At 28.8% G+C, this 22099-nt stretch carries 25 protein-coding genes and 4 pseudogenes; 16 read left to right on the plus strand and 13 right to left on the minus strand.

From position 1 onward, the window contains the following. From AJ888_RS02750 to AJ888_RS02760, 3 genes and pseudogenes are all read left to right on the plus strand, one after another. Nucleotides 1-915 (plus strand): methyl-accepting chemotaxis protein (locus AJ888_RS02750; protein ID WP_002934477.1); only part of this gene is annotated, 915 nt, incomplete at its 5' end. A gap of 80 nt (nt 916-995) precedes the next feature. Further along, nucleotides 996-1715, plus strand: a complete 720-nt coding sequence (locus AJ888_RS02755; protein ID WP_052776845.1) for a class I SAM-dependent methyltransferase — start codon at nt 996-998, stop codon at nt 1713-1715. 55 nt (nt 1716-1770) lie between these two features. Continuing rightward, nucleotides 1771-1985: pseudogene (locus AJ888_RS02760) on the plus strand (hypothetical protein). Nucleotides 1986-2016: 31 nt separating this feature from the next. Here AJ888_RS02760 and pyrC read toward each other — a convergent pair. The 4 genes from pyrC to eptC are packed head-to-tail and all read right to left on the minus strand — an operon-like array spanning nt 2017 to nt 5147. Next, the gene (gene pyrC / locus AJ888_RS02765; protein ID WP_002861044.1) at nt 2017-3024 is read right to left on the minus strand and encodes a dihydroorotase; all 1008 of its coding nucleotides are present in this window, start codon (nt 3022-3024) and stop codon (nt 2017-2019) included. After that, nucleotides 3014-3259, minus strand: coding sequence for a replication/maintenance protein RepL (locus AJ888_RS02770; RefSeq protein ID WP_002861043.1), 246 nt, complete (start codon nt 3257-3259; stop codon nt 3014-3016). The genes pyrC and AJ888_RS02770 overlap by 11 nt, the downstream gene beginning before the upstream one ends. Then, nucleotides 3256-3612 carry a diacylglycerol kinase gene (locus AJ888_RS02775; protein WP_070296118.1) on the minus strand — a complete coding sequence of 119 codons (357 nt, stop codon included), beginning with the start codon at nt 3610-3612 and terminating at the stop codon, nt 3256-3258. Before AJ888_RS02775 ends, AJ888_RS02770 begins: the two co-directional genes overlap by 4 nt. Then, nucleotides 3609-5147 (minus strand): lipid A/FlgG phosphoethanolamine transferase EptC, encoded by a 1539-nt coding sequence (gene eptC / locus AJ888_RS02780; RefSeq protein ID WP_002861041.1) that lies wholly within the window; start codon nt 5145-5147, stop codon nt 3609-3611. The genes AJ888_RS02775 and eptC overlap by 4 nt, the downstream gene beginning before the upstream one ends. A gap of 117 nt (nt 5148-5264) precedes the next feature. Here eptC and AJ888_RS02785 point away from each other — a divergent pair, with 117 nt between their 5' ends. Next, a complete protein-coding gene (locus tag AJ888_RS02785) occupies nt 5265-6023 on the plus strand; it encodes an exodeoxyribonuclease III (RefSeq protein ID WP_002861040.1) in 759 nt (252 codons plus the stop codon). A gap of 18 nt (nt 6024-6041) precedes the next feature. Here AJ888_RS02785 and AJ888_RS02790 read toward each other — a convergent pair whose 3' ends face one another. Genes AJ888_RS02790 through moaC form a run of 3 tightly spaced genes read right to left on the minus strand, consistent with a single transcriptional unit; the run spans nt 6042 to nt 7906 of the window. Next, entirely contained in the window at nt 6042-7202 is a 1161-nt protein-coding gene (locus tag AJ888_RS02790; RefSeq protein ID WP_079861012.1) for a hypothetical protein, read from the minus strand. Further along, nucleotides 7192-7455 (minus strand): DUF493 domain-containing protein, encoded by a 264-nt coding sequence (locus AJ888_RS02795; RefSeq protein WP_002861038.1) that lies wholly within the window; start codon nt 7453-7455, stop codon nt 7192-7194. The genes AJ888_RS02790 and AJ888_RS02795 overlap by 11 nt, the downstream gene beginning before the upstream one ends. Beyond that, complete coding sequence (gene moaC / locus AJ888_RS02800; protein WP_002861037.1) at nt 7433-7906, minus strand: cyclic pyranopterin monophosphate synthase MoaC; 474 nt, start codon at nt 7904-7906, stop codon at nt 7433-7435. Before moaC ends, AJ888_RS02795 begins: the two co-directional genes overlap by 23 nt. 92 nt (nt 7907-7998) lie before the next feature. Between moaC and AJ888_RS02805 the strand changes: the two genes are divergently transcribed. After that, complete coding sequence (locus tag AJ888_RS02805) at nt 7999-8154, plus strand: highly acidic protein (protein WP_002851965.1); 156 nt, start codon at nt 7999-8001, stop codon at nt 8152-8154. Nucleotides 8155-8215: 61 nt separating this feature from the next. On the opposite strand, the gene cheQ is transcribed toward AJ888_RS02805, so the two are convergent. Continuing rightward, entirely contained in the window at nt 8216-8695 is a 480-nt protein-coding gene (gene cheQ, locus AJ888_RS02810; protein ID WP_079264411.1) for a cheVAW transcriptional regulator CheQ, read from the minus strand. A 27-nt stretch (nt 8696-8722) separates the two neighbouring features. After that, entirely contained in the window at nt 8723-9586 is an 864-nt protein-coding gene (gene cheP / locus AJ888_RS02815; RefSeq protein ID WP_002880896.1) for a cheVAW transcriptional regulator CheP, read from the minus strand. Nucleotides 9587-9770: 184 nt separating this feature from the next. Between cheP and AJ888_RS02820 the strand changes: the two are divergent. Both AJ888_RS02820 and AJ888_RS09610 read left to right on the plus strand, forming a co-directional pair. Continuing rightward, nucleotides 9771-10644: pseudogene (locus AJ888_RS02820) on the plus strand (FIST N-terminal domain-containing protein). Between the two features lie 685 nt (nt 10645-11329). Then, a pseudogene (locus AJ888_RS09610) lies at nt 11330-11746 on the plus strand (methyl-accepting chemotaxis protein); the annotation flags it as partial. 53 nt (nt 11747-11799) lie between these two features. On the opposite strand, the gene rplT reads toward AJ888_RS09610, so the two are convergent. Then, nucleotides 11800-12153 carry a 50S ribosomal protein L20 gene (rplT, locus tag AJ888_RS02835; protein WP_070296119.1) on the minus strand — a complete coding sequence of 118 codons (354 nt, stop codon included), beginning with the start codon at nt 12151-12153 and terminating at the stop codon, nt 11800-11802. Between the two features lie 93 nt (nt 12154-12246). Further along, nucleotides 12247-12438, minus strand: coding sequence for a 50S ribosomal protein L35 (gene rpmI, locus AJ888_RS02840; protein WP_002777995.1), 192 nt, complete (start codon nt 12436-12438; stop codon nt 12247-12249). 156 nt (nt 12439-12594) lie between these two features. Here rpmI and AJ888_RS02845 point away from each other — a divergent pair, with 156 nt between their 5' ends. The 4 genes and pseudogenes from AJ888_RS02845 to AJ888_RS02860 all read left to right on the plus strand — a co-directional run bounded on the left by AJ888_RS02845 (nt 12595) and on the right by AJ888_RS02860 (nt 16629). Further along, complete coding sequence (locus AJ888_RS02845) at nt 12595-13761, plus strand: hypothetical protein (protein WP_070296120.1); 1167 nt, start codon at nt 12595-12597, stop codon at nt 13759-13761. Between the two features lie 136 nt (nt 13762-13897). After that, nucleotides 13898-14288 (plus strand): annotated as a pseudogene (locus AJ888_RS02850) (hemerythrin domain-containing protein). 178 nt (nt 14289-14466) lie between these two features. Next, entirely contained in the window at nt 14467-15648 is a 1182-nt protein-coding gene (locus tag AJ888_RS02855; RefSeq protein ID WP_002861029.1) for a NifS family cysteine desulfurase, read from the plus strand. A gap of 9 nt (nt 15649-15657) precedes the next feature. Further along, nucleotides 15658-16629: an iron-sulfur cluster assembly scaffold protein NifU gene (locus AJ888_RS02860; protein WP_002861028.1), complete on the plus strand. Its 972-nt coding sequence runs from the start codon at nt 15658-15660 to the stop codon at nt 16627-16629. Nucleotides 16630-16651: 22 nt separating this feature from the next. Here the strand turns inward: AJ888_RS02860 and AJ888_RS02865 are convergent, their stop codons facing one another. Together AJ888_RS02865 and AJ888_RS02870 are read right to left on the minus strand one after the other, a co-directional pair. Continuing rightward, entirely contained in the window at nt 16652-18535 is a 1884-nt protein-coding gene (locus AJ888_RS02865) for a mechanosensitive ion channel family protein (protein ID WP_002861027.1), read from the minus strand. After that, a complete protein-coding gene (locus AJ888_RS02870) occupies nt 18532-19167 on the minus strand; it encodes a carbonic anhydrase (RefSeq protein ID WP_002851887.1) in 636 nt (211 codons plus the stop codon). Before AJ888_RS02870 ends, AJ888_RS02865 begins: the two co-directional genes overlap by 4 nt. A 160-nt stretch (nt 19168-19327) precedes the next feature. Here AJ888_RS02870 and AJ888_RS02875 point away from each other — a divergent pair, with 160 nt between their 5' ends. The 5 genes from AJ888_RS02875 (at nt 19328) to AJ888_RS02895 (ending at nt 22090) form a co-directional block, all read left to right on the plus strand. Further along, nucleotides 19328-20023: a Bax inhibitor-1/YccA family protein gene (locus AJ888_RS02875; RefSeq protein ID WP_002851668.1), complete on the plus strand. Its 696-nt coding sequence runs from the start codon at nt 19328-19330 to the stop codon at nt 20021-20023. Between the two features lie 103 nt (nt 20024-20126). Beyond that, on the plus strand, nt 20127-20495 hold the full coding sequence (gene secG / locus AJ888_RS02880) for a preprotein translocase subunit SecG (RefSeq protein WP_002861026.1): 369 nt from the start codon (nt 20127-20129) through the stop codon (nt 20493-20495). Between the two features lie 9 nt (nt 20496-20504). After that, nucleotides 20505-21068 (plus strand): ribosome recycling factor, encoded by a 564-nt coding sequence (frr, locus tag AJ888_RS02885; protein WP_079861009.1) that lies wholly within the window; start codon nt 20505-20507, stop codon nt 21066-21068. 2 nt (nt 21069-21070) lie between these two features. Further along, on the plus strand, nt 21071-21679 hold the full coding sequence (gene pyrE / locus AJ888_RS02890; protein WP_002861024.1) for an orotate phosphoribosyltransferase: 609 nt from the start codon (nt 21071-21073) through the stop codon (nt 21677-21679). Then, nucleotides 21680-22090, plus strand: coding sequence for an RDD family protein (locus AJ888_RS02895; RefSeq protein ID WP_002851998.1), 411 nt, complete (start codon nt 21680-21682; stop codon nt 22088-22090). Nucleotides 22091-22099: the final 9 nt, after the last annotated feature.

A 22099-nucleotide genomic window follows, 5' to 3' on the forward strand; every position in this document is an offset into this window, starting at 1 on the left:
ATCAACGAAAACATCCTTGCTACTAAAAAAGGTTTAGAACAAGACAATCAAGCTGTTAAAGAATCAGTTCAAACCGTATCAGTTGTAGAAGGTGGTAATTTAACAGCAAGAATTACTGCTAATCCAAGAAACCCACAACTTATTGAACTTAAAAATGTTCTAAATAAACTTCTTGATGTTTTACAAGCTAGAGTAGGTTCTGATATGAATGTTATTCATAAAATATTTGAAGAATACAAAAGCTTAGATTTTAGAAATAAAATCTCTAATGCTTCAGGAAGTGTTGAATTAACTACTAATGCTTTAGGCGATGAAATAGTTAAAATGCTAAAACAAAGTTCAGACTTTGCTAATGCTTTAGCTAATGAAAGTGGAAAATTACAAACTGCTGTTCAAAGCTTAACCACTTCTTCAAATTCTCAAGCTCAATCTTTAGAAGAAACTGCAGCAGCTTTAGAAGAGATCACTTCTTCTATGCAAAATGTTTCAGTTAAAACTAGTGATGTTATCACTCAATCTGAAGAGATTAAAAATGTTACAGGTATTATAGGAGATATCGCAGATCAAATCAATCTTCTAGCTTTAAATGCAGCTATTGAAGCAGCTCGTGCTGGAGAACATGGTAGAGGCTTTGCTGTTGTGGCTGATGAAGTTAGAAAACTAGCTGAGAGAACTCAAAAGTCTTTATCTGAAATAGAAGCTAATACTAACTTACTTGTTCAATCTATCAATGATATGGCAGAAAGTATTAAAGAACAAACTGCAGGTATTACTCAAATCAATGATAGCGTAGCACAAATTGATCAAACTACTAAAGATAATGTTGAAATTGCTAATGAATCAGCTATTATTTCTAGTACAGTAAGCGATATAGCTAATAATATCTTAGAAGATGTTAAGAAGAAGAGGTTTTAATTAGTCATTCAAGCCCTTTCTTTGGGCTTGAATTTTAAAAATTTATGCTATGATTTTATATATTTTATCAAGGAAAATATATGAATTTATGGGATAAAAAGGCCAAAACTTACGCAAGATATCAAAACACTTTAAACACCATACAAAAGCAAACTTTTGAATATTTACAAAATTTAAATATTTCTTTTCAAAATAAAAGCATTATAGATATAGGATGTGGAACTGGGGTTTGGACTTTACACTTAGCTAAAGAAGCTAAAGAAATTTTAGCCCTAGATAGTGCAAATACTATGCTTGAAATTTTACAAGAAGATGCTAAAAAACTAAATCTTAACAATATAAAATGCGAAAATTTGAGCTTTGAAACTTGGATGCAAAACAATCCTAATGCTAAATTTGATCTTGCATTTTTAAGCATGTCCCCTGCTTTGCAAAATGAAAAAGATTATGCAAATTTCTTAAATCTAGCTAAAATAAAAATTTATCTTGGTTGGGCTGATTATAGAAAAAGTGATTTTTTAGATCCGATTTTTAAATATTTTAATACTGAATTTAAAGGTTTTTATAAAAAAGATTTAGAAAATTATTTACTAGAAAAAAATATATTTTTTCATAAGATTGTTTTTGATGAAACACGCAAAGTCCAAAGGACAAAAGAAGAGGCTATAGAAAATGCTCTATGGCATTTAAGTATGAATAAAATCACAGCTTCTAAAGAAACTGTAAGTTCTTTTGTTGAAAACGATATTATTGAAACTATAGAATCCAAAATAAAACTTTTAATTATAAATAACTTATAAAAACATTAAGCTTATACTTATTACAATTTCACCGATTATTTAAAAGGAGTTTTTAATGGTTAAAAATTTAATCATCAAATTTGGACGCTTGATTCTTGATGCAATTACAGCGATAAGTTTTGTTGTAGCTTTGCTTTATTCTCTTTTTATGATGTTTAGCATTGGATTTTTAGCTGGTTTATTGTCGCTGATAGTCAGTTTTATTGCTTTATTTTTAAGTTTTTTTGTGATCTATCTTGTTATAGATATCAGAGATACTCTTGTAAATAAAGCTTAAATTTTCCACCTTTAGGGTGGAAAATCAATGTTTTAATTGAAATTTTAAAATTTCTCCGGCCATATAAGGCACGACTTGATTGTATTTATCTTCATAAACATTTGGCACTTGCCATTCTTTTTCTTCTAAAGTTAAAATTTTATCTTCTTTAAATTTCAAATCATAAATTTTACAAGCGTTATCGCTTAAAAATTTTTGCAAATTTTCTTTGGAGCTATTTTGCTTAAATAATTCAGCTAAAACAGGTAAAATCACTGGGGCGCTAAATACACCTGCAGCACAACCGCAACATTCTTTAGTGTGCAATGGATGAGGCGCGCTATCACTTCCAAACATAACTTTTTCATAACCACTAAAGGCAAGCTCACAAAGTGCTTCTTTATCTTCGTAACGCTTGGCTATAGGCTTACAAAAAAGATGAGGATTCATTTTACCTCCGATAACATCATCTAAAGTGATGATTAAATGATGTAAAGTGATTGTCGCATATAAATTTTCATAATCTTTTAAAAGTTCACATAAAGTTTTAGTGGTAATATGCTCCATAACAATCTTAAGTCGTGGAAAATGTTTGGCTAATTTTTCATAAATTTTAGCAAAATTACTTTCCCTGTCCATTACAAAATCATTTGTTTCACCATGCACTAGCAAAGGAATATTTAAATCACTCATAGCCTCTAAAGTAGGTTTTAAATACTCTATATCAAAACTTGAAACTCCACCATTTGAATTTGTTGTAATTCCTGCTGGATAAAGCTTAATGCCAAAAATTTCATCTTTGGCAATTTGAAGAAATTTCTCATCATAATTTTTAAAAAAAAGCGTCATTAAAGGAGTGAAATTTTCATCTTTACAAGCCTTAAGGATACGCATTTTATAAGCTTTTAGATCTTCTAAATTGCAAAGTGGAGGGATTAAATTTGGCATAATCACAGCTGCACAAAAATCTCTTGCACTAAAAGGTGCGATAAGTTCTAACATTTGATTATCTCTTAAATGCAAATGCATATCTAAAGGATTTTTAAGTATCATTTTTATCTCCTATATTTAGCTGATAAAATCCATTTTTAAGGCGCTTAAAAAGCTTTTTTTCTTCTAAAAATTTAAAAGTAGCAATGATAGTGGGTTTGCTTTGATGTAATTTTTCTTCAAGCTCACTAATTTTAATCATAATAAAACCATTTTCATCGGCATTTTCACATAAAAATTTTAACAATTCAAAACGCTTTTTTCCTAAAATTTCTCGTATTAAATTTTCAAATTTCATAAGTAAATATTATATAAAATAAAGCCCCAAACAAAAAGAGCTAAAAGCACGCTAAAAAACACTGCCGCACTCGCACAATCTTTAGCGATTTTTGCCTTTTCGTGCCATTCATTAGTAACTAAATCAACACAAGCTTCAATAGCCGAATTTAAAGCTTCTATAATTAAGATAAGCATTAAAACACTTACCAATAACAAATGTTCCAAAAAACTAACTTTTAAGAAAAAACTAAAAACTATCGCAGAGATAATAATGCAAAGTTCAATTCTAAACGCCATTTCATTTTTAAATAAAGTAAAAATCCCTTCTAAAGCATATCTTGCGTTATTTAAAAAATGATATTTAGGCTTCATGGATTTGCCTTAAGTTTAGGATTTAATAAATCATATTCTGGTTCATAAACACTTGTTTTTACATCAAAATATCCTAAAAGAGTGCTAAAAAGATTATCTTGAGAAAGTTTTAAACCTTTATGTTCTTTAGCTAAATTCATTAATTTTTCATCATTACTCCAAAAAATAGCAGGAATATGAGTTTGATAACTTGGCGCTATAGCATAAGGCATACCATGAAGATAAATATCATTTTCGCCCAAACTTTCACCATGATCTGAAAGATAGAACAAAGAACTTTCATAATCTTTTTGTTCTTTTAATAGTTTTATAATCTCACTTAAAAGATAGTCTGTGTAAAGTAAAGTATTGTCATAAGTATTGATTAAAGCCTTACTATCACATTTTGAAAGTTCATTGGTATCACAAGTTGGAGTAAATTTTTTAAACTCATTTGGATAGCGTTTATAATAAGTTGGCCCATGAGAACCTTGCAAATGAAGAACTATTATATTTTGATCACTTAAATGATTTAATTTTTCTTTAAAAGGAGTGAGTAAATTTTCATCCAAATCACTAGAAAGTTTTTGCTTATAAGCTAATCTATCACAAACCCCTTTACAACCACCAGAATTATTATCAAACCATGCAGCATCTACACCTGTTTTATAAAGTATATCCATGGCATTTTCTTGAAATTCTGAACTCGAATAATCTCTACGCTTAGATATAGAAAACATACAAGGTAAACTTACCGCTGTTGCTGTTCCACATGATGAAAAATTATCAAAAAAGACTACATTATCTTTTTTGGTATAAAAATTGGTATCATTTTTAGTATATCCACCCAAAGAGTAATTTGCCGCTCTAGCAGTTTCCCCCACTACCAAAACTAAAAGTTTTTTAGTGTGATTGTTTTCTCTATAAGCATCATTAGCTATAGTTTTAAATTCTGGTTTAGCTTTTACAAAACGAACATAATAGCGATATACGGCATAAAATTGATAAAAAGGAGTATTATACATTCTTATTTCATTATAGTTTCTAAAAAAAGGTAAGAAAGTTTTACTTAAAGGGATTAAAATCGCACAAACAACAATCAAACCTGATATTATATTGATAATTTTAATTTTTATATGGGATTTAAAACTACCATAATAATCAATTTTTACTTTAACAACATAAAAAACCAATAATAAAGCTAAAACAACAAATAAGATTAATTTTAAATTTAACAAATCCTTTACTTCTTTGATATCTGTTTGAACAACATTTTGTATCATATCAGAATCTATAAGCACTCCATAAAAACTAATGAAATAAACACTTAAAAAAGATGCTATTATAAATAATATAGAAAAAAATTTAGTAAAAAACTTTATAAAAAGTAAAGAGCAAACCACGTGAACTAATGCAAAATAAGCTATAATAAAAACAAAAGTTATAAACCAGTTTTGTGTATTTTTTTCATACACAAAATAAAATAAATTAAAATTCAATAATACAATCATCAAAGAATTAAAAAAAGTAAACTGAAACCAAGTTAATCTAAGCATATAAATCCCACCTTCAAATTTAAGGTTTTAATTTTATTGAATTTTTTTAAATGGATTGTAGTTTTAAATCTTTTTATGTTATGATTTACACTTTTAATGACAATTTTAAGGAAAATAATGAAACTACTTTCATGGAATGTCAATGGCTTAAGAGCCATTTGTGATAAAAATGCACTTGATTGGATAGCACAAGAAAAAATTGATTTTATAGGTTTTCAAGAAATCAAAGCACATGAAGATAAATTTCCTAAAAAAATTTATGAATATCCTTTTAAGCACATGTATTTTAATTCTGCCAAAAGAGCGGGATATTCTGGAGTAATGAGTCTTTGTAATTTTGATAGCGAAGTAAAAAAATGTGAATTTTTTGATGATGAAGAAGGCAGGGTTTTAGAACACCGTTTTAAAAATATCGCACTTTTTAATATCTATTTTCCAAATGGTCAAAAAGATGAAGAGCGTTTAAATTTTAAAATGAAATTTTATGCAGATTTTTTAGCGTATTTGGATAAGCTTTTAAAAGATGGGTTTGAAATTATCATTTGCGGTGATGTCAATACCGCTCATAAAGAAATCGATCTTACCCATCCAAAAGCCAATGTCAACACTTCAGGTTTTTTACCTATAGAAAGAGCTTGGATCGATGATTTGCTAAAACTTGGTTTTATAGATACTTTTAGAGAAATTAATGGTGAAATCAAAGAAAAATACTCGTGGTGGAGCTATAGAATGAAAGCAAGAGAAAGAAATGTAGGCTGGAGGATCGATTATTTTTTCATTTCAAAAGGTTTAAAAGATAAACTTAAAAACGCTTTCATAAGAGATGATATTTTTGGCTCTGATCACGCACCTGTAGGCATAGAAATAGATATTTAATATCCCAAAAATGGGATATTATTTTTTAACAAATTTTTTTGCTTTTTCCCAAAGTCTTACACCGAGCTTTTTAGCTTTTTTGGAATTTAAATCTTTGTATTTTTCACTAGCAATTTTTTCTAATTCAAAAATTTCTTGTTTAAAATGATTTAATTTTCTTTGAGTAAGTTTGTTAAAATCATTAATCTTTGGATTTCTCTTAATATCATTTAAAACTAGTATTAGTTGTTCTCTACTTTCACTCGCAAGACGTCTAAATTTAGCAAAAAGATTATCAAGTTCATGTTCTAGCAAATTCTCAACTATACTCCTACAAGGATCATTTTGCAGTTGAATCTCTTTTTTTAAAAGAGCAATAAAATCATCTTCTATACCTATTAGTTCTTTACTTTTTAAACTAACATCTTCTTCAAAATTTGCATAAGTTAATGAAGCTTTAAATTTTTCCATTGCTAAAACAATACCATCTCTTGTACCTTTAATCACACCTAAACAAAGATCTTTTGCATAAGCCATAGATTCATTAGCTATTTCAAAAGCAGTATTTAAAATAATACTTGAAATTTTTAAAATTCTTTCTTTTTCAAAATGAGCTTCACAAATGGCATTATATACGAGATTTTTAGCTATTTCGCTACTTGTAAGTTCTATATCTTCAGCCTTTTCTAATGTGGTTAAAAAAGCACTTTCAGCAGTTTCTTTTAAAATTCCAAGCATTTCTATATCAAATAAAATAGCATCATTTAAACCACCGCTAAATTCATTACAAAAAGAACATTCTTGTAAAATACTCTCGAATTCAAAAAAATTATCGCTGATTTGATTTTTAATCAAATTCTTTTGATTTTCAATCTGTTTGTTTAATAATTCAGCTTCACTAATATACTCATAAAGCGAATTTTGAGCATCTGCGACACTTGCTTTTACGAGAGCCTTAATAACCTTTGAAACATTTTCATCGTCACAAAAATCAAGTTTTTTTAAAATAGTTAAAAATTCAACCAAAAGAGAATTTAAAATTTTTTTTGTTTCATGAGGATTATGTGAAATTTGCTTATATGCAAGATTAAAACTTAAGTCTTCAAGTAAATCACTTGCTTCATATTTACCGAGATTTGATAAAGAATTTTCAAAAATAATTAAAGTATTTTTCATTTTTCCTTCTTTCTTAAAGTACAAATTTTGCTTTAGCTTTTAATTTATCAAATATATCCAAACGATCTTTTTTGCTATCAACATAAACATTTAATAAATAACTTGTATATTTTCCACTCGCACTTGAATTCGAATGCTCAAATTTATATTCTCTTTGACCTAAAATTTCTTGAAAAATTTCACTTGGCTTAACATGCACCTCAAAAATCACCTTATAATCCCAAAAAGTAGGATAATTGATTTGAGGTTCTTTTTTAAGATCGCACAAATTTACCACTTTTGCCTCCTTCTTTGCTTTCAAGCACTATATCCATAATCCTCATTGATTTATCTACAGCCTTGATCATATCATATATAGTTAAAAGTCCTATACTAACCCCACTTAAAGCTTCCATTTCAACCCCTGTTTTACCTTCACACTTAACTGTTACAATAAGCTTAAATGCACATTCTTTAACAAATTCCACAATATCAGTTTCGACTTTAGAAAGCATCAAAGGATGGCACATAGGAATAATTTCACTTGTTTTTTTAGCCCCCATTATAGCCGCAACAATAGCTGTTTGAAGAACAGGACCTTTTTTTGCGGTATTGTTTTTAATTACATCAAAAGCTTCTTGACTCATATATATCATACCACTGGCTGTGGCTATTCTTGAAGTAATATTTTTATCGCTTACATCTACCATTTTAGGATGATTTTTTTCATCTAAATGACTTAATTTCATAAATTCACCTTTTAAAAAATTATAAAAATTATAGCAAAACCAAACAAATTTAAGATAAAATAAACTTTGTATTTTTATTTAAGGAGAAAACAATGGCTTATGAAGATGAAGAAGATTTAAATTACGATGATTATGAAAACGAAGATGAAGAATATCCACAAAATCACCATAAAAATTATAATTACGATGATGATGATTATGAATACGATGATGATAACAATGATGATGATTTTTATGAGATGGATTAAAATACAAAATTTTCATCTTTAAATTACAAGCAATGTCTTTACAGGGCTTGTAATTTATATCTTAATAATACCCAACGCACATACTCTCAGTGATTTTAATACGCTTTTCAAAAGGGGCTGGACTAAAAAAATGGCATTTTTCTATATAAATATGCTGATGATAATTTAGCCCTAAAAAATCATAAAATTTTTTTAGATTAACAAATTTAATCCCACAAATCTCCTTAAGCTCTAAAAGTTTATAAATAGAAGAATTATTTTTTTCCACTAAATGAGACGGGGCTAATCCAGTAAAAGAACAAAAAGCACTTGCCAATACAAAACCATTTAAATCACTACATTGCCTTAAAGCTTGCTGATGTTTTTCTAAAATGCAATTTCTATGTAAAAATATAATTCTTGTTCCTTGATATCTACCTATTTCTACATTTTTCCAAAATTTATAAGCATTTTTTGAAATTCCAGCAAAACGATGAAATTCAGCGTTTAAAATATAGTGATCTAAAAATTCATTAGGAGGCAAGATTAAACTTTTCATCACTACAATTTAGAGCCCTAAAAGAGCTCTTTAATCTTCTTTGTTTAAATTTTCCTTAGCTTTGCTAGGAAGCTTAGATAAAAGATTATTTAAATCAAAATTAATTCCTTGAGTTTTTGCCTCTTCAAGTAAAGCAACTGCAGCTTTTGCGTTAAATGGAGAAGAGCCATCATGTGGAGCAAAAAGATGATCTGTTATTGCTAGAGCATAAGCGGATTTTTTCACTTCTTCGCGAGCAGCGTGAGGAGTGCGAACAAAACATATACTTTCAATCAAAACATCATCAAAATTCCAACGATGCAATAAAAATCCCAAGAAAGAAATATGATCTACACCTAAAAATTCATTCTCCGCTAAAGCAATATTTTCAATTTTAGTTTCATTTAAAAAAGTTAAAAATTCTTTCTCTCTGTGATTTTGTATAAGAAAATTTGAAAAAATAACAATGCCAAGTCTTAAAAGCATTGCACAAGGAACTAAAAGATGAGAAAGTTTTTTATCTTCATCATTGAGCCAATTTGTGATAAAAGTTGCCTCTTCGTTGCAATTTCTTAAAAAAACTTGAGTATCCAAACCATATGGTGAAACATCTATTTTAAAACTATCTTTAATGGAATCAGCCGTAACTATATTGATGATATTACCAACGCCTAATAAAGTAATCACTTGATTTATGGTTGTAATTTCTCTTGTAAAACCGTAATAAGGAGAATTTGCTAATTGCAAAAGCTTAGCCGTCATCAACGGATCACTTGAAATTATTTCAGCAACTTTCATGGTTTCTATATTTGAATTAGCCTCGCTCACATATTTTCTTAACTTACTTACAGTATCAGGCAAAGGTGGCAAAACTTCGACGCTTTTTAATAAAAGCTCGTTCATATCTCCGATCATATTTAATACATCCTTATTTAATATTCAATGTTCTTCATAGATTTACAATTATATCTAAAATTTAATTTACTTATTGCATTTTTTTATTACTTAAGGTATAATAAAATTACAAATAAATACTGAATTTATGGTATTTTGATTTAGTTAACTAGTAATTAAAAATAGTTTTAATGGAGTTAAATTGATGTTTTTTAATTTTAAAAATAAAAGCTCAACAAAAAAAGAAGAAAGTAAAAAAGTTTTAGAAGCTCTATATCTTCAAGAAAATGAACTTGAAGAAAAATTAAAAAAAATAAATATCAAGCCAAAATTAATCATAGGCTTTGCATCATATCAACTTAATCTAGCGATCATAGGAAATAAGATTCAAAATTCTATAAATGAGCAATGCGATATCATCTTAAGCAGTGCTACTGATTTATTATGTAACCTTGATTCTAACTCAAATATTGAAAACAGTCCCTATAAACAAAATATCCAAGGAATAAGTTTGATGCTTTTTAGCGAGGATATGATAGAAAATCTTTGCACAAATAAAATCAAGCTTTTTAGCAATATAAAAGATCATACAGAAAGAAAAAAACTGATAGAAAAAGAAGTTTTATCTATAAATATACCTTTTGAAGCACACTGCACAAATACTTTGCATTATTTAATTTATGATGGTTTAAGTCAAAGCGAAAGTTCTCTTTTGGAACTTTTATACAAACACAACCCCTATCCTTGTGCTTTAGTAGGAGGTGGATCTAGTGGAAATATGGACTTTAGTGGAACATTTATATTTTATAACGGAGAAATATTAAAAAATCAAGCTTTAAGCATACATGTTCAATTTAAATCTAAATATCGTTTTGATTTAATGAAGTCTCAAAATTTCAATCCTCAAAGCAACATTACCTTTACCATACTTGATGCAAGCTTATATGATAGGACGATACGTGAATTTATTGATAAAAAAACCTTTCAATCCATCAACGCGGTTGAAGCTTTATGCAATTATTTTAACTGTACTTTTGAAGAACTTAAAAATAAAATGCAAGAATATACTTTTGCTTTAAAAATTGGAGAAGACTATCTTATTTCCCCTATGGAAATCAACCCAGATAAAACATTATTTAGTTATTGTGATATAGAAAGCGCTCAAGAATTAAGCTTGCTTAAAAAAACAAATTTTATTGAAGCCATAAAAAAGATTACGAAAAATTTTCTCTTAATAAACCAAAACCACTAGGAGCAATTTTTAATGATTGTATCTTAAGAAGACTTCACAACAAAGAACATTTAAATCAAATCCATTTTAATGATTTTCCTATAGTTGGTTTTTCTAGTTTTGGGGAAATTTATGGAGTGGGAATTGCAAAAAGTTTAGTGGCAATATTTTTTTATGAAGTTGAAAATTTTAATGATTTCAAACCTAGATATTTAAAAACTTTCATACAAAAATACAGCGATTTTAAATACTATTATCTTAATATAAGAGCTCAAAAACTAGAAATGACAAATGAGATTAATAAAATAATTTTAAATCAACTCAAACAAAATACATCAGAAATTGATAAAAATACAAGTATATTTAAAGAAATTTTTGAAGAACTTGAAAATATAAGAAGAAGTCTTATAACTATTAGTGAAAGTTTTACCAATTTCACTAACTACTTAGAATACAACCTTTACCAAAGCGAAGAAAAAATGAATTTAGAAAAAGAAGTGCAATCTTCTTTGAAAAATATAGATCAATTAAATAGTATTTTAGATCTTATTTCAGGGATTGCTGAACAAACTAGCCTTTTATCTTTAAATGCAAGTATAGAAGCTGCTAGAGCTGGAAAACTTGGTCGTGGATTTGCAGTTGTAGCTGATGAAGTTAGAAAACTTTCAGAAAATACCCAAATGGGTCTAGGTGAAATGGAAGGAGCCATTAAATTAGTTATTCAGACCATACAATCCATTGCAAAAAGTTCCAATTCTAGTACTCAAGAAATGAATTTTATAAGGGATAAATCCAATGAATTTTCCAAAATCATTTCAAATCTTATAAATTCAGGTAAAGAAATTTCAGATAAATTAAAACAAAGAAGCAATGTCGGCAAAGATTTTGAAAAAAATGTAAATCAACTCAAATGTTATGAAGATGTTCTAGCTAAATTAAATCAATACTAAAAAATTAAGAATTTCAAGAAATCAAAAATCTTGAAATTCTTACACTAAAAAAATTAAAGTGCTTTTTTTACAGCCTCTGCAATTTTTGCAAAAGCAGCAGCATCATTCATAGCTAAATCTGCTAGAATTTTTCTATCAAGTTCAATACCTGCTTTTTTAAGACCATTGATAAATCTTGAATAACTTAAATTATTAAGCCTGCAAGCAGCATTGATACGCACAATCCAAAGACGACGGAAGTCTCTTTTTTTACGGCGTCTATCACGATAAGCATAGACTAGACTTCTTTCTAATTGTTCTTTTGCTTTTCTAAAATGTTTGTGGCGTCCACTATAAAAACCACGCGCTAATTTTAAAACTTTTTTATGTCTACGGCGTCTAACAACACCTGTTTTTACTCTTGCCATTTTTATTTCCTTTCATAAAGTGGCGTCCAAATTTGGAGCTTGCCCTTGAAATTTTATTTCAAAGGGGAGTTTGAATGACTTTTAGTCAAAAACTTAAATTCCTAGCATTTTTTCAACAGCTTTTACATTTGTGCTATGCACATATTTAGCTGTGCGAAGATCACGCATTCTTTTTGCAGGTTTTTTAGTCAAAATATGACTTCTAAAAGCTGAGCCTCTTTTGATTTTATTTTTACCTACTTTGAAGCGTTTAACTGCGCTTTTAACGCTTTTCATCTTTGGCATACGCTTTCCTTATTTAGATAAATTTTTATTTTTCAAATTAAAAGAAAAGCTAAATACTATCAAATTTTTTCTAATTTTTGACTGAATTTAATTTTTAAAAAAATTTGGCACACCTTTTGCTTATAAAAAATCAGCAATATTTTGGAAAGATTTAAAATGACTATAAATTCGGCAAATCCGTATCAAAATTTAACCTTATCTAATCCTTTACAGAATAGCTCTGCTTTAAATTTAATTAAAGATAACAAAGCTTTAGAACAAGAAGGAAATGAAAATAGCTTAGAACAATTAAGTTATATTTTTAACAATACCACTTATGCCAGTGAATTTGGATTTAGAATCAATGAAGAAGGTTTTTTTGATAAAGATTTAAATAAAATTGCCAATATACCAGAATCTTATGACATCAACATTAAAAGCGTTAGAAGCATAGCAAAAGAACTCGCAAAACAAGATGAAATTTTAAATTACAATAAAATTGATCTACCTTATCTTTTAAATAGCTATTATAGTTCATTAAAATCTATAAATTCAGAATTTTTACAAGATGATAATGCTTATTTAAGTCGCGATTTTATTTCAAAACTATCATCAGGTTTTTCAACAGACAATGGAAAATTTTTAGGCCAAATTTCAAGAATTTACAACAATCAAGAAGAAATTGATTTAGCACTAAGCAATATCACAAATTTAAATACCTTAATGTTAGATAACAAAATAACTAATTTTCACTTTAATAAAGCCATAGAAAATACTTCTTCTAATGAAATTTTAAAACCTTATTTAACTAAAAACGCAGAAGTATCAAAATCTGGTCTTTTAATGAATTTTATATACCATGATATAAAAACCCAAAATGAAAAAGAATTTAACTTTTTTATGAAACCTATTACTCTAGAACTGAGCTCTCATCAAAATTTACAAAAAATTCTTAAAGGCGAGATGGATATAGAAGATTACATCAAAAAAGAAAATGAAAAAAAGATGAGTTTTGATCTTTATCTTTATGTTAATGGTATAGATAAAAAAACAAGTACTCAAGACAAACTATCTGTATTTTTTCAACAATATATTAACTACCAAAAAGATATGGATTTAAGAGAATTTGCAAATTCAAGCTCAATATTTCAAATTTATATCGATCAAAATCGCAATGATTTTGATACTCTTAAAAAACAATATCAAAACCAAGGTCAAGACACACAAAGATTAGAAGAAGTAAATCAACTACGTTCTAGCTCTATAGAAAATTTTCTAGATCGTCGTCAAAAACAAGCAAATATAAATAAAATTCTAAACTCTTATATGTCTGTGATGGTTTAAAATAATTTTTATAAAAAATATACAAATTATAAATATTTCAATAATAATAATTTTTATATGAGTAATTAATAAAAATTTATATAATAACATTATAATCCGCTCCCGAAAAAATATAAATATAAAAGCACTCAAAACCATGATTTATAATGAAAAAATTATTTCAATGAATAATGATCTTTTAGATCATCAACATAAAGAACTTTTTGAAATTTCTAAAAAACTTTCTTTAATGAGCCAACGTCATGTTGAAACAAAAGAATTAAAAATTGTCTTAAGAGAGTTGTTGATAATGATCAATAGACAAAGAAGCCTTTATGAGAGAAATAGAATATCCTTATATCAACCATCATACAAGAATTCACAGAAAAATTATCTTAGAAATTGAAGAAATTATCATCAGTGAAGCTAAATTTGTAAATATAATGACTGAAAAGCTAGATCTCGTTGTTCAAGATTTTATCTTTAAACATACAGTCAAAGAAGATTCAAAAATAGTAAAGTATTACGAAGAAAAATTTAAGAAATAGTATTTCTCATTTTTGCTATATAAAATTCACAAAATATTTCACTTTAAAATTTTACTTTAACATTTTATTTTTGTTATAATTTTTAACCTAATTTTTATAAATTTTTGTTATTATCCATTTTCGAAATAAAGATAAAAAATATCCTAATTAAAATTAAGGATAAATTAAGGATTTTAAAGTGAAAGTATATTTAGATAACAACGCAACGACAATGCTTGATCCTAATGCTTATGAGTTGATGCTACCTTTTTTAAAGGATATGTATGGAAATCCAAATAGCCTTCATCAATATGGTAGCGCAACACATCCTGCCTTAAGAGAAGCTTTGGATAAACTTTATGCAGGACTTGGAGCAAATGACCTAGATGACATAGTTGTAACCTCCTGTGCGACAGAAAGCATTAACTGGGTGCTTAAGGGTGTGTATTTTGATCATATTTTAGATAAAGAACGCAATGAAGTGATTATTTCTAGTGTAGAACACCCTGCTGTTACTGCTGCTGCTTATTTTTTAAAAAGTCTTGGAGTAAAAGTCATAGAACTTCCTGTAAATGAAGAAGGGGTTTCTACTGTAGAAAATTTGCGTAAAGTGATTAGCGATAAAACAGCACTTGTAAGTGTTATGTGGGCAAATAATGAAACAGGTATGATTTTTGATATTAAAGCGATGGCAGAACTTGCGCATGAATTTGGTGCTCTTTTTCATACAGATGCTACTCAAGCAGTAGGTAAAATAAAGGTTAATTTAACTCAAGTAGGAGTTGATTTTGCTTCATTTTCGGCACATAAATTTCATGGACCAAAGGGTGTGGGTGGACTTTTTATAAAAAAAGGACTTAAACTTACTCCACTTTTACACGGTGGAGAACACATGGGTGGCCGTAGAAGTGGAACTTTAAATGTGCCTTATATAGTAGCTATGGGCGAGGCTTTGCGTATTGCAAATACTATGCTTGATTTTGAAGATTCTCATATACGCCGTTTAAGAGATAAACTAGAAGATCAAATTTTAGCCTTGCCTGATACAACAGTGGTTGGAAAAAGGGAACACCGTGTGCCTAATACAATCTTAGCAAGTATTAAAGGTGTTGAAGGCGAAGCAATGCTTTGGGATTTAAATAAAAATGGTATAGCTGCAAGTACGGGCTCAGCCTGTGCAAGTGAAGCTTTAGAAAGCAATCCTATTATGGAAGCTATCGGTGCGGAGCATGATTTAGCGCATACAGCTTTAAGACTTTCTTTGTCACGTTTTAACACTGAAGAAGAAATTGATTATGCAGCAAAACAAATTAAAAATGCAACACAGAGATTAAGAGCAATTTCTTGTACTTATGCTTATAATCCAAATAATTACAAATAAGGATGGAAAATGGGAAAAAATAGTTTAATTGGTGGATCCATTTGGGATGAGTATTCACAAAAAGTTCAAGATAGAATGAATAATCCTCAACATATGGGAGAATTTAGCGAAGAAGATGCTAAAGCACGCAATGCAAAATTGATCGTAGCTGATTTTGGCGCAGAAAGTTGTGGCGATGCAGTAAGACTTTTTTGGCTTGTAGATGAAAAAACTGATAAAATTATCGATGCAAAATTTAAAAGTTTTGGTTGTGGTACAGCTATAGCAAGTAGTGATACTATGGTAGATCTTTGCATAGGAAAAACTGTAGATGAAGCAGTAAAAATCACAAATTTAGATGTGGAATTTGCTATGCGTGATAATCCAGAAACTCCAGCTGTTCCACCTCAAAAAATGCACTGTTCGGTTATGGCTTATGATGTAATCAAACAAGCAGCAGCTCATTATAAAGGTATAAGTCCTGAAGATTTTGAAGATCAAATTATAGTTTGTGAGTGCGCTAGAGTAAGTCTTGGAACCATTAAAGAAGTGATTAAACTTAATGATTTGCATAGTGTAGAAGAAATCACACAATATACTAAAGCAGGTGCTTTTTGCAAGTCCTGTATCAAACCAGGCGGACATGAAAAAAGAGATTATTACCTTGTAGATATTTTAGCTGAAACCAGAGCCGAGATGGATAGAGAAAAACTCAAAAATACAATGAAAAGTGATGTGGCTTTTGATGAAATGACCGTAGTAGGACAATTAAAAGCAGTTGAAAGTGTTTTAGATGCTGAAATTCGCCCTATGCTTCATAATGATGGTGGAGATTTGGAAGTGATTGATATACAAAAGGCTGAAGGTGCAGCAATTGACGTTTATATTCGTTATCTTGGTGCTTGTAGTGGTTGTTCTAGTGGAAGTGGTGCGACACTTTATGCTATTGAAACGATTTTACAAGAAGAATTAAGTCCAAATATACGCGTTATGCCGGTTTAAAAAATAGCAAGATAAAATCTTGCTATTTTATAGCTTTTGCTTGCAAATCAAGAGGTGGTAAATTTTCTATATAAATACTGCGACTTGGGAAAGCAAAAGTTAAACCATTTTTTTCGATTATACGCATAAACTCAAGCATTAAGCTTTGTCTAGCTTCCCTAAAATCTTTTGCGCCTATTTTTTTGGTATAAAAATAAAGCTCTATATTAATACTACTATCTGCAAATTCGCTTAAAGCCACATAACAAGCATTTTTATAGCCTTCTAAATCGTTAATAGATACAAGATTTTGACGATATTTTGTCGTATGATCACCATATTTTAATGCACTATCCTCATCGTGAGCTACCAAATCACTTGTATCCAAAAATTCTTTCAAATCTTTTACACATTGATCTAATTTTTCAGGAGTAGCATCATAACCAACACCCAAATACATTCTAACATGGCGACCCATGCGTCTTTTACTCCAATTTTTGATATTAGCTCCCATAATAGTTGAATTTGGCAAAAATACGAGACAATTATCAAAAGTTCTAATAGTAGTTTTTCTAAGTCCTATTTCAACTACTGTTCCTTCTATACCTGAAACCTCTACCCAATCTCCTTGATTAAAACTATTATCAAAAAGTAAAAGTATAGAAGCAAAGAAATTTGCAATTATATCTTTCGCTGCTAAAGCAACAGCTAAACCACCAATTCCCAAAGATGCAATAATAGCTGAAATATTAAAACCAAGCTGAGCAAGGATATATAATAAAGCTATGATAATAATAACAAAATATAAAATTTTAATAATTAAATTTACAACTTCTTTTTTTCCGCTTTTTTGAGCAAGCTTAGAAACTAGTACCATTCCATAACCATCAAGCATTTTTAAAATAAGCCATGCAATCAAAACCGCATAAATTATGTGGAAAAAATTACTCAAATTAATACTTAAAGGTGCAGGATAAGTTGCTATAGTAAGACAAATCGAAATAGCATAAACAATCAGAAAAAAACTCACTGGTTTTTTAATATTCTCAATAAAAATAACTTTAATATCATCTACATCATTTTTATTTCTATAAAAAAGCCGAACAAGGAAAAAATATACTATATTTGCAAAAAAACGTCTTAAAGATATAAAAAATACTAAAACCAAAGCAGAAATTACTATTTTTCCGATATTAACAAAACTTACCCCAATTGCCTCATTTATACGATCTATCCAAACTTGAAGCTCAAGTAGTGAAAAAATATAATTACTTTCAAGCAAATCTGCATTTGATCGTAAATACTTAAGAATTTCAGAATAAGAATCTAGAGCGTTACCAATATATCTTTCTTTTAGGGTAATTTTTTCCAATTCTTCTGGATTTGTAATTTTGCTTTTAAAACTATCTAAATTTACACTAGAAGAATTTTGTAAATTTTCCATTGCCTTATCAACAGTAGCAATTAAATCTTCACTACTTGCTGTATTTTTAAAAAGTTTTTCCACTTCAAACAAAGAAGAATAAAAACTTTCCACAATGTTAAAATAAACTAGATTAAGAGTGGCATCTGTATAAATGTAAGGCTTATTAATATTCTTTTTTTGAACATCTAGTAATTTTTCTTTTGCTTTTAAAAATCTAGCCACTGCCTCTTCATTAATCTTTTGTCCTACTATCATATCGGGTATTTTTGCTAAAATAGTCTTTTTGTCTTTTTCAAATTCACTTAAAATACCATTAAAAGTGCTTGAATTTTCATCATTGTTTTTCTTAAATTCTTTAATTTGATTGTTAAGATCAACATATTTTTCAACTAAAGCATAAATTCCTTCATCTTCTTTACTAATATTCGCATCAATAAATTTAAATTCTTGTGCTCCAAGGTATAAAATAAAAAAACATAAACTAAAAATAATTTTCTTCATTGAACTTTCCTATCTTGTATTAAAGTAAAAATTTTTGCTTTAAAATCATACTCATAAATTTCACCTGTCTCTATAATATAATACCAAGCATGTACTTCTATTTTTCCTTCATCTAAAGCTTCTTGCACGCCTGGATAAGTAAGTATATTTTGCAAAGAATTTACTAAATTTAATTTTTCTGTAAGCCATGAACGCATAGCCAAATCGTCTCTTGCAAAAATCATCACATCTTTTTTTATCGGATCTAACATAGTAAGCCATTTTTTCACGTTAGGAATTTTATTTAACTCTTCATCAGAATAATAAAGAGCATTGCAACCTCCACAATTACTATGGCCACAAACGACGATATTTTTAATATGCAATGAATTTAAAGCATACTCTATTGCTGAAGTTGTCGCCAAGTAATCTTCTCCAACGCGATAAGGTGGAACTATATTTGCAATATTTCGTATTACAAAAAGCTCACCTGGACCCGTATTAGTGATCAAATTTGGAATTACTCTAGAATCAGAACAACCTATAAAAAGAGTATGGGGATTTTGCTTATTTTTTAGACTTTCAAAAAGTTCTTCATGCTCCTTAAAGTCTTCTTGCATAAACTTAATCGCACCGCTAATAAGATTTTCCATAAAACCAACCTAAAACTAAAATCTTGAAATTATAACAAAATTTCAGCAAAGATTTCATTTAAGCATTAAGATATTATATAAATTAACTTTTTATTTAGTCTAATATGTTAGATTTCGCTCAAGATTTTAAAAAATCTAACAATTTTGCAAGGAGAATTTTATGAGTCTTTATGATAGAGACTACTCAAGATCAAAAGAATTTGAAAATACACGCTCAAGCGAATTAAGTATTTTTATTAAACAAACTTATCAACTTTTTGCTGCTTCATTATTAGCTGCAACAGTAGGTGCATATGTAGGAATTTTTGCTTTAGCATCATTTTTTATACAATCACAAGTAACTTTTTGGATCCTTTTTGCTGTTGAAATCGGACTTTTATTTGCTTTGCAATGGAAAAAAAGAGAGGCTCCATTAAATCTTGTTTTACTTTTTGGTTTTACTTTCTGCTCAGGTTTAACGCTTACACCTTTACTTATTTCAGTTTTAGCTCTACCAGCTGGAGGAATTATCATCGCTCAAGCTTTTGCTTTAACAACGGTTGCTTTTGCAGGACTTAGTGTATTTGCTATGAATACAAAAAAAGATTTTACTGTTATGGGCAAAGCTTTATTTATAGTATTAATCGTTATTGTAGCAGCATCTTTACTAAACCTTTTCTTCCAAAGCAGTATAGTTAATCTAGCTATTTCAGCAGTAGCTGCAATATTATTTTCATTTTACATTCTTTATGATACGCAAAATATTATCCGCGGAAATTATGAAACTCCAATCGAAGGTGCAGTAGCACTTTATCTTGATTTTGTTAATCTTTTCGTATCTTTACTTAATATCTTAAGAAGCTTCAATAGCAGATAAGTTTTTGTGGGATTTTTCTCACAAAAACTTATCAAGTTTCAAAACTTTTCAAGTTTTATTTAGCTAAAATAATCATTTAAAAATTAACTTTTAGGAATTTTCAATGATCACTCTTTTAATCATTTTGCAATTTATCATCGTTGTAGTTATTTGTATAGCAGTTTTACTTCAAAAAAGTTCAAGTATAGGACTTGGAGCTTATAGTGGAAGCAATGAAAGTTTATTTGGCGCCAAAGGACCGGCTGGATTTTTAGCAAAATTTACCTTTATTATGGGAATTTTACTTATTGCAAATACTATTGGTCTTGGTTATTTATACAATAAAGCTAGCAAGGACTCTCTAGCAGAGAAAATTAAAGTAGAAAACAACACTACTATTCCAAGTGCTCCTATTGCACCTGCTACCCCAAACACAAATTCTATCGCTCCAAGTGCACCACAACTTCCAAGCGATGTTAATTTAAGTAAATAATTAAAGGAAATGATCATGCTAAGTGAAATTTTTAACAAACAAAAAACCCAAAGTGAAAAATCTTTAGAAGCCTTAAAAAAAGACTTCACCACTTTAAGAACTGGAAAAGTTAATACCCATATTTTAGATCATATTACAGTGGATTATTATGGAACTCAAGCTCCTTTAAATCAAGTAGCAACTGTTTTAGCAAGCGATGCTTCAACTATTAGCATCACTCCTTGGGAAAAACCTTTACTAAAAACCATAGAAAGCGCTATTGCAGCTGCAAATATCGGTGTCAATCCAAACAATGATGGCGAAAGTGTAAAATTATTTTTCCCTCCGATGACTAGAGAGCAAAGAGAAGAAAATGTAAAACAAGCTAAAGCTATGGGTGAAAAGGCAAAAGTTTCTATAAGAAATATACGCAAAGATGCCAACGATGCAGTTAAAAAACTAGAAAAAGATAAGGCAATAAGCGAAGATGAAGCAAAAAAAGCTTATGATGAAGTGCAAAAACTTACCAACGCCTACACAATAAAAATTGATGAGAGTGTAAAAAGCAAAGAAAGTGAACTTTTAAAGGTTTAACGATGAATTTAGAGCAAATTTATAAAGATTGTGGTGCTTATTTAGAAGGGCATTTTTTACTAAGTTCAGGTAAACATTCGCAATTTTATCTTCAAAGTGCAAAAGTTTTAGAGGATCCAAAATTAGCAGCAAAACTTTGTGATGAACTTGCAAAGATTATTGCAAGCTATAAGATAGAATTTGATAGCATTTGCTCTCCTGCTTTAGGTGGAATTTTAGCAGGTTATGAGCTTGCAAGAGCTTGTAGCAAACGTTTTATCTTCACTGAAAGAGTAAATAAAGAAATGACTTTAAGACGTGGTTTTGAAGTAAAAAAGGGTGAAAAATTTATAATTTGTGAAGATATCATTACTACAGGTGGTAGTGCTTTAGAGAGTGCAAAAATCATTGAAAGTTTAGGTGGCATTGTCGTAGGTTTTGCAGCATTGGCAAATCGTGGTTTTTGTGCAGTAGAAAATTTAAAATCTCCAAGAAAAGATAATGCGAAATTACCTGAAAATTTACCACTCTTTACTCTAGGAAATTTTGAATTTGAAATTTATGATGAAACAAATTGTCCGTTTTGTAAAAAAGGGAGCAAAGCCATAAAACCAGGAAGTCGTGGAAATTAAATGAAAACTAAAGCAAAAATTAGCTCTAGATGGCTAAGATTTAGAGCTTTGCTTATAGATATTTTTCTTATTTATGTTCCTATTTTGTATTTATTTTATTTTCTATTAGGCTCTAAAGAAGCTTTTTTAAACAACCATTTTATCACAACTTTATGTACTTTTTTATTTGGTTTGATTCAAGCTATTTTTTTAACAAAAAAGGCACAAAGCCCAGGTCTTAAAGCATATGATTTATATCTTATTGATATAAAAACGGGAAAGAAACTAAGTTTTCTTAGAATTTTACTAAGATATGTGATATTTATTATAAGTTTTGGCTTACTCTTTGGTTTATTTGTCAGTTTTGTAAGAAAAGATCGTTTAAATTTACACGATATTTTAACTCAAAGTTGTATAGCTACTAAAGCATAAAGAAAGGTT

The organism is Campylobacter sp. BCW_6467 (assembly GCF_001762855.1).
Lineage (GTDB): Bacteria > Campylobacterota > Campylobacteria > Campylobacterales > Campylobacteraceae > Campylobacter_D > Campylobacter_D jejuni.

Excerpts from the sequence above, each read along its gene's own strand:
- AJ888_RS02755 (WP_052776845.1), top strand. The coding sequence starts at position 996 with ATGAATTTATGGGATAAAAAGGCCAAAACTTACGCAAGATATCAAAAC.
- pyrC (WP_002861044.1), bottom strand. The coding sequence starts at position 3,024 with ATGATACTTAAAAATCCTTTAGATATGCATTTGCATTTAAGAGATAAT.
- AJ888_RS02770 (WP_002861043.1), bottom strand. The coding sequence starts at position 3,259 with ATGAAATTTGAAAATTTAATACGAGAAATTTTAGGAAAAAAGCGTTTT.
- AJ888_RS02775 (WP_070296118.1), bottom strand. The coding sequence starts at position 3,612 with ATGAAGCCTAAATATCATTTTTTAAATAACGCAAGATATGCTTTAGAA.
- eptC (WP_002861041.1), bottom strand. The coding sequence starts at position 5,147 with ATGCTTAGATTAACTTGGTTTCAGTTTACTTTTTTTAATTCTTTGATG.
- AJ888_RS02785 (WP_002861040.1), top strand. The coding sequence starts at position 5,265 with ATGAAACTACTTTCATGGAATGTCAATGGCTTAAGAGCCATTTGTGAT.
- moaC (WP_002861037.1), bottom strand. The coding sequence starts at position 7,906 with ATGAAATTAAGTCATTTAGATGAAAAAAATCATCCTAAAATGGTAGAT.
- AJ888_RS02805 (WP_002851965.1), top strand. The coding sequence starts at position 7,999 with ATGGCTTATGAAGATGAAGAAGATTTAAATTACGATGATTATGAAAAC.
- cheP (WP_002880896.1), bottom strand. The coding sequence starts at position 9,586 with ATGATCGGAGATATGAACGAGCTTTTATTAAAAAGCGTCGAAGTTTTG.
- rplT (WP_070296119.1), bottom strand. The coding sequence starts at position 12,153 with ATGGCAAGAGTAAAAACAGGTGTTGTTAGACGCCGTAGACATAAAAAA.
- rpmI (WP_002777995.1), bottom strand. The coding sequence starts at position 12,438 with ATGCCAAAGATGAAAAGCGTTAAAAGCGCAGTTAAACGCTTCAAAGTA.
- AJ888_RS02845 (WP_070296120.1), top strand. The coding sequence starts at position 12,595 with ATGACTATAAATTCGGCAAATCCGTATCAAAATTTAACCTTATCTAAT.
- AJ888_RS02860 (WP_002861028.1), top strand. The coding sequence starts at position 15,658 with ATGGGAAAAAATAGTTTAATTGGTGGATCCATTTGGGATGAGTATTCA.
- AJ888_RS02865 (WP_002861027.1), bottom strand. The coding sequence starts at position 18,535 with ATGAAGAAAATTATTTTTAGTTTATGTTTTTTTATTTTATACCTTGGA.
- AJ888_RS02870 (WP_002851887.1), bottom strand. The coding sequence starts at position 19,167 with ATGGAAAATCTTATTAGCGGTGCGATTAAGTTTATGCAAGAAGACTTT.
- AJ888_RS02875 (WP_002851668.1), top strand. The coding sequence starts at position 19,328 with ATGAGTCTTTATGATAGAGACTACTCAAGATCAAAAGAATTTGAAAAT.
- secG (WP_002861026.1), top strand. The coding sequence starts at position 20,127 with ATGATCACTCTTTTAATCATTTTGCAATTTATCATCGTTGTAGTTATT.
- frr (WP_079861009.1), top strand. The coding sequence starts at position 20,505 with ATGATCATGCTAAGTGAAATTTTTAACAAACAAAAAACCCAAAGTGAA.
- pyrE (WP_002861024.1), top strand. The coding sequence starts at position 21,071 with ATGAATTTAGAGCAAATTTATAAAGATTGTGGTGCTTATTTAGAAGGG.
- AJ888_RS02895 (WP_002851998.1), top strand. The coding sequence starts at position 21,680 with ATGAAAACTAAAGCAAAAATTAGCTCTAGATGGCTAAGATTTAGAGCT.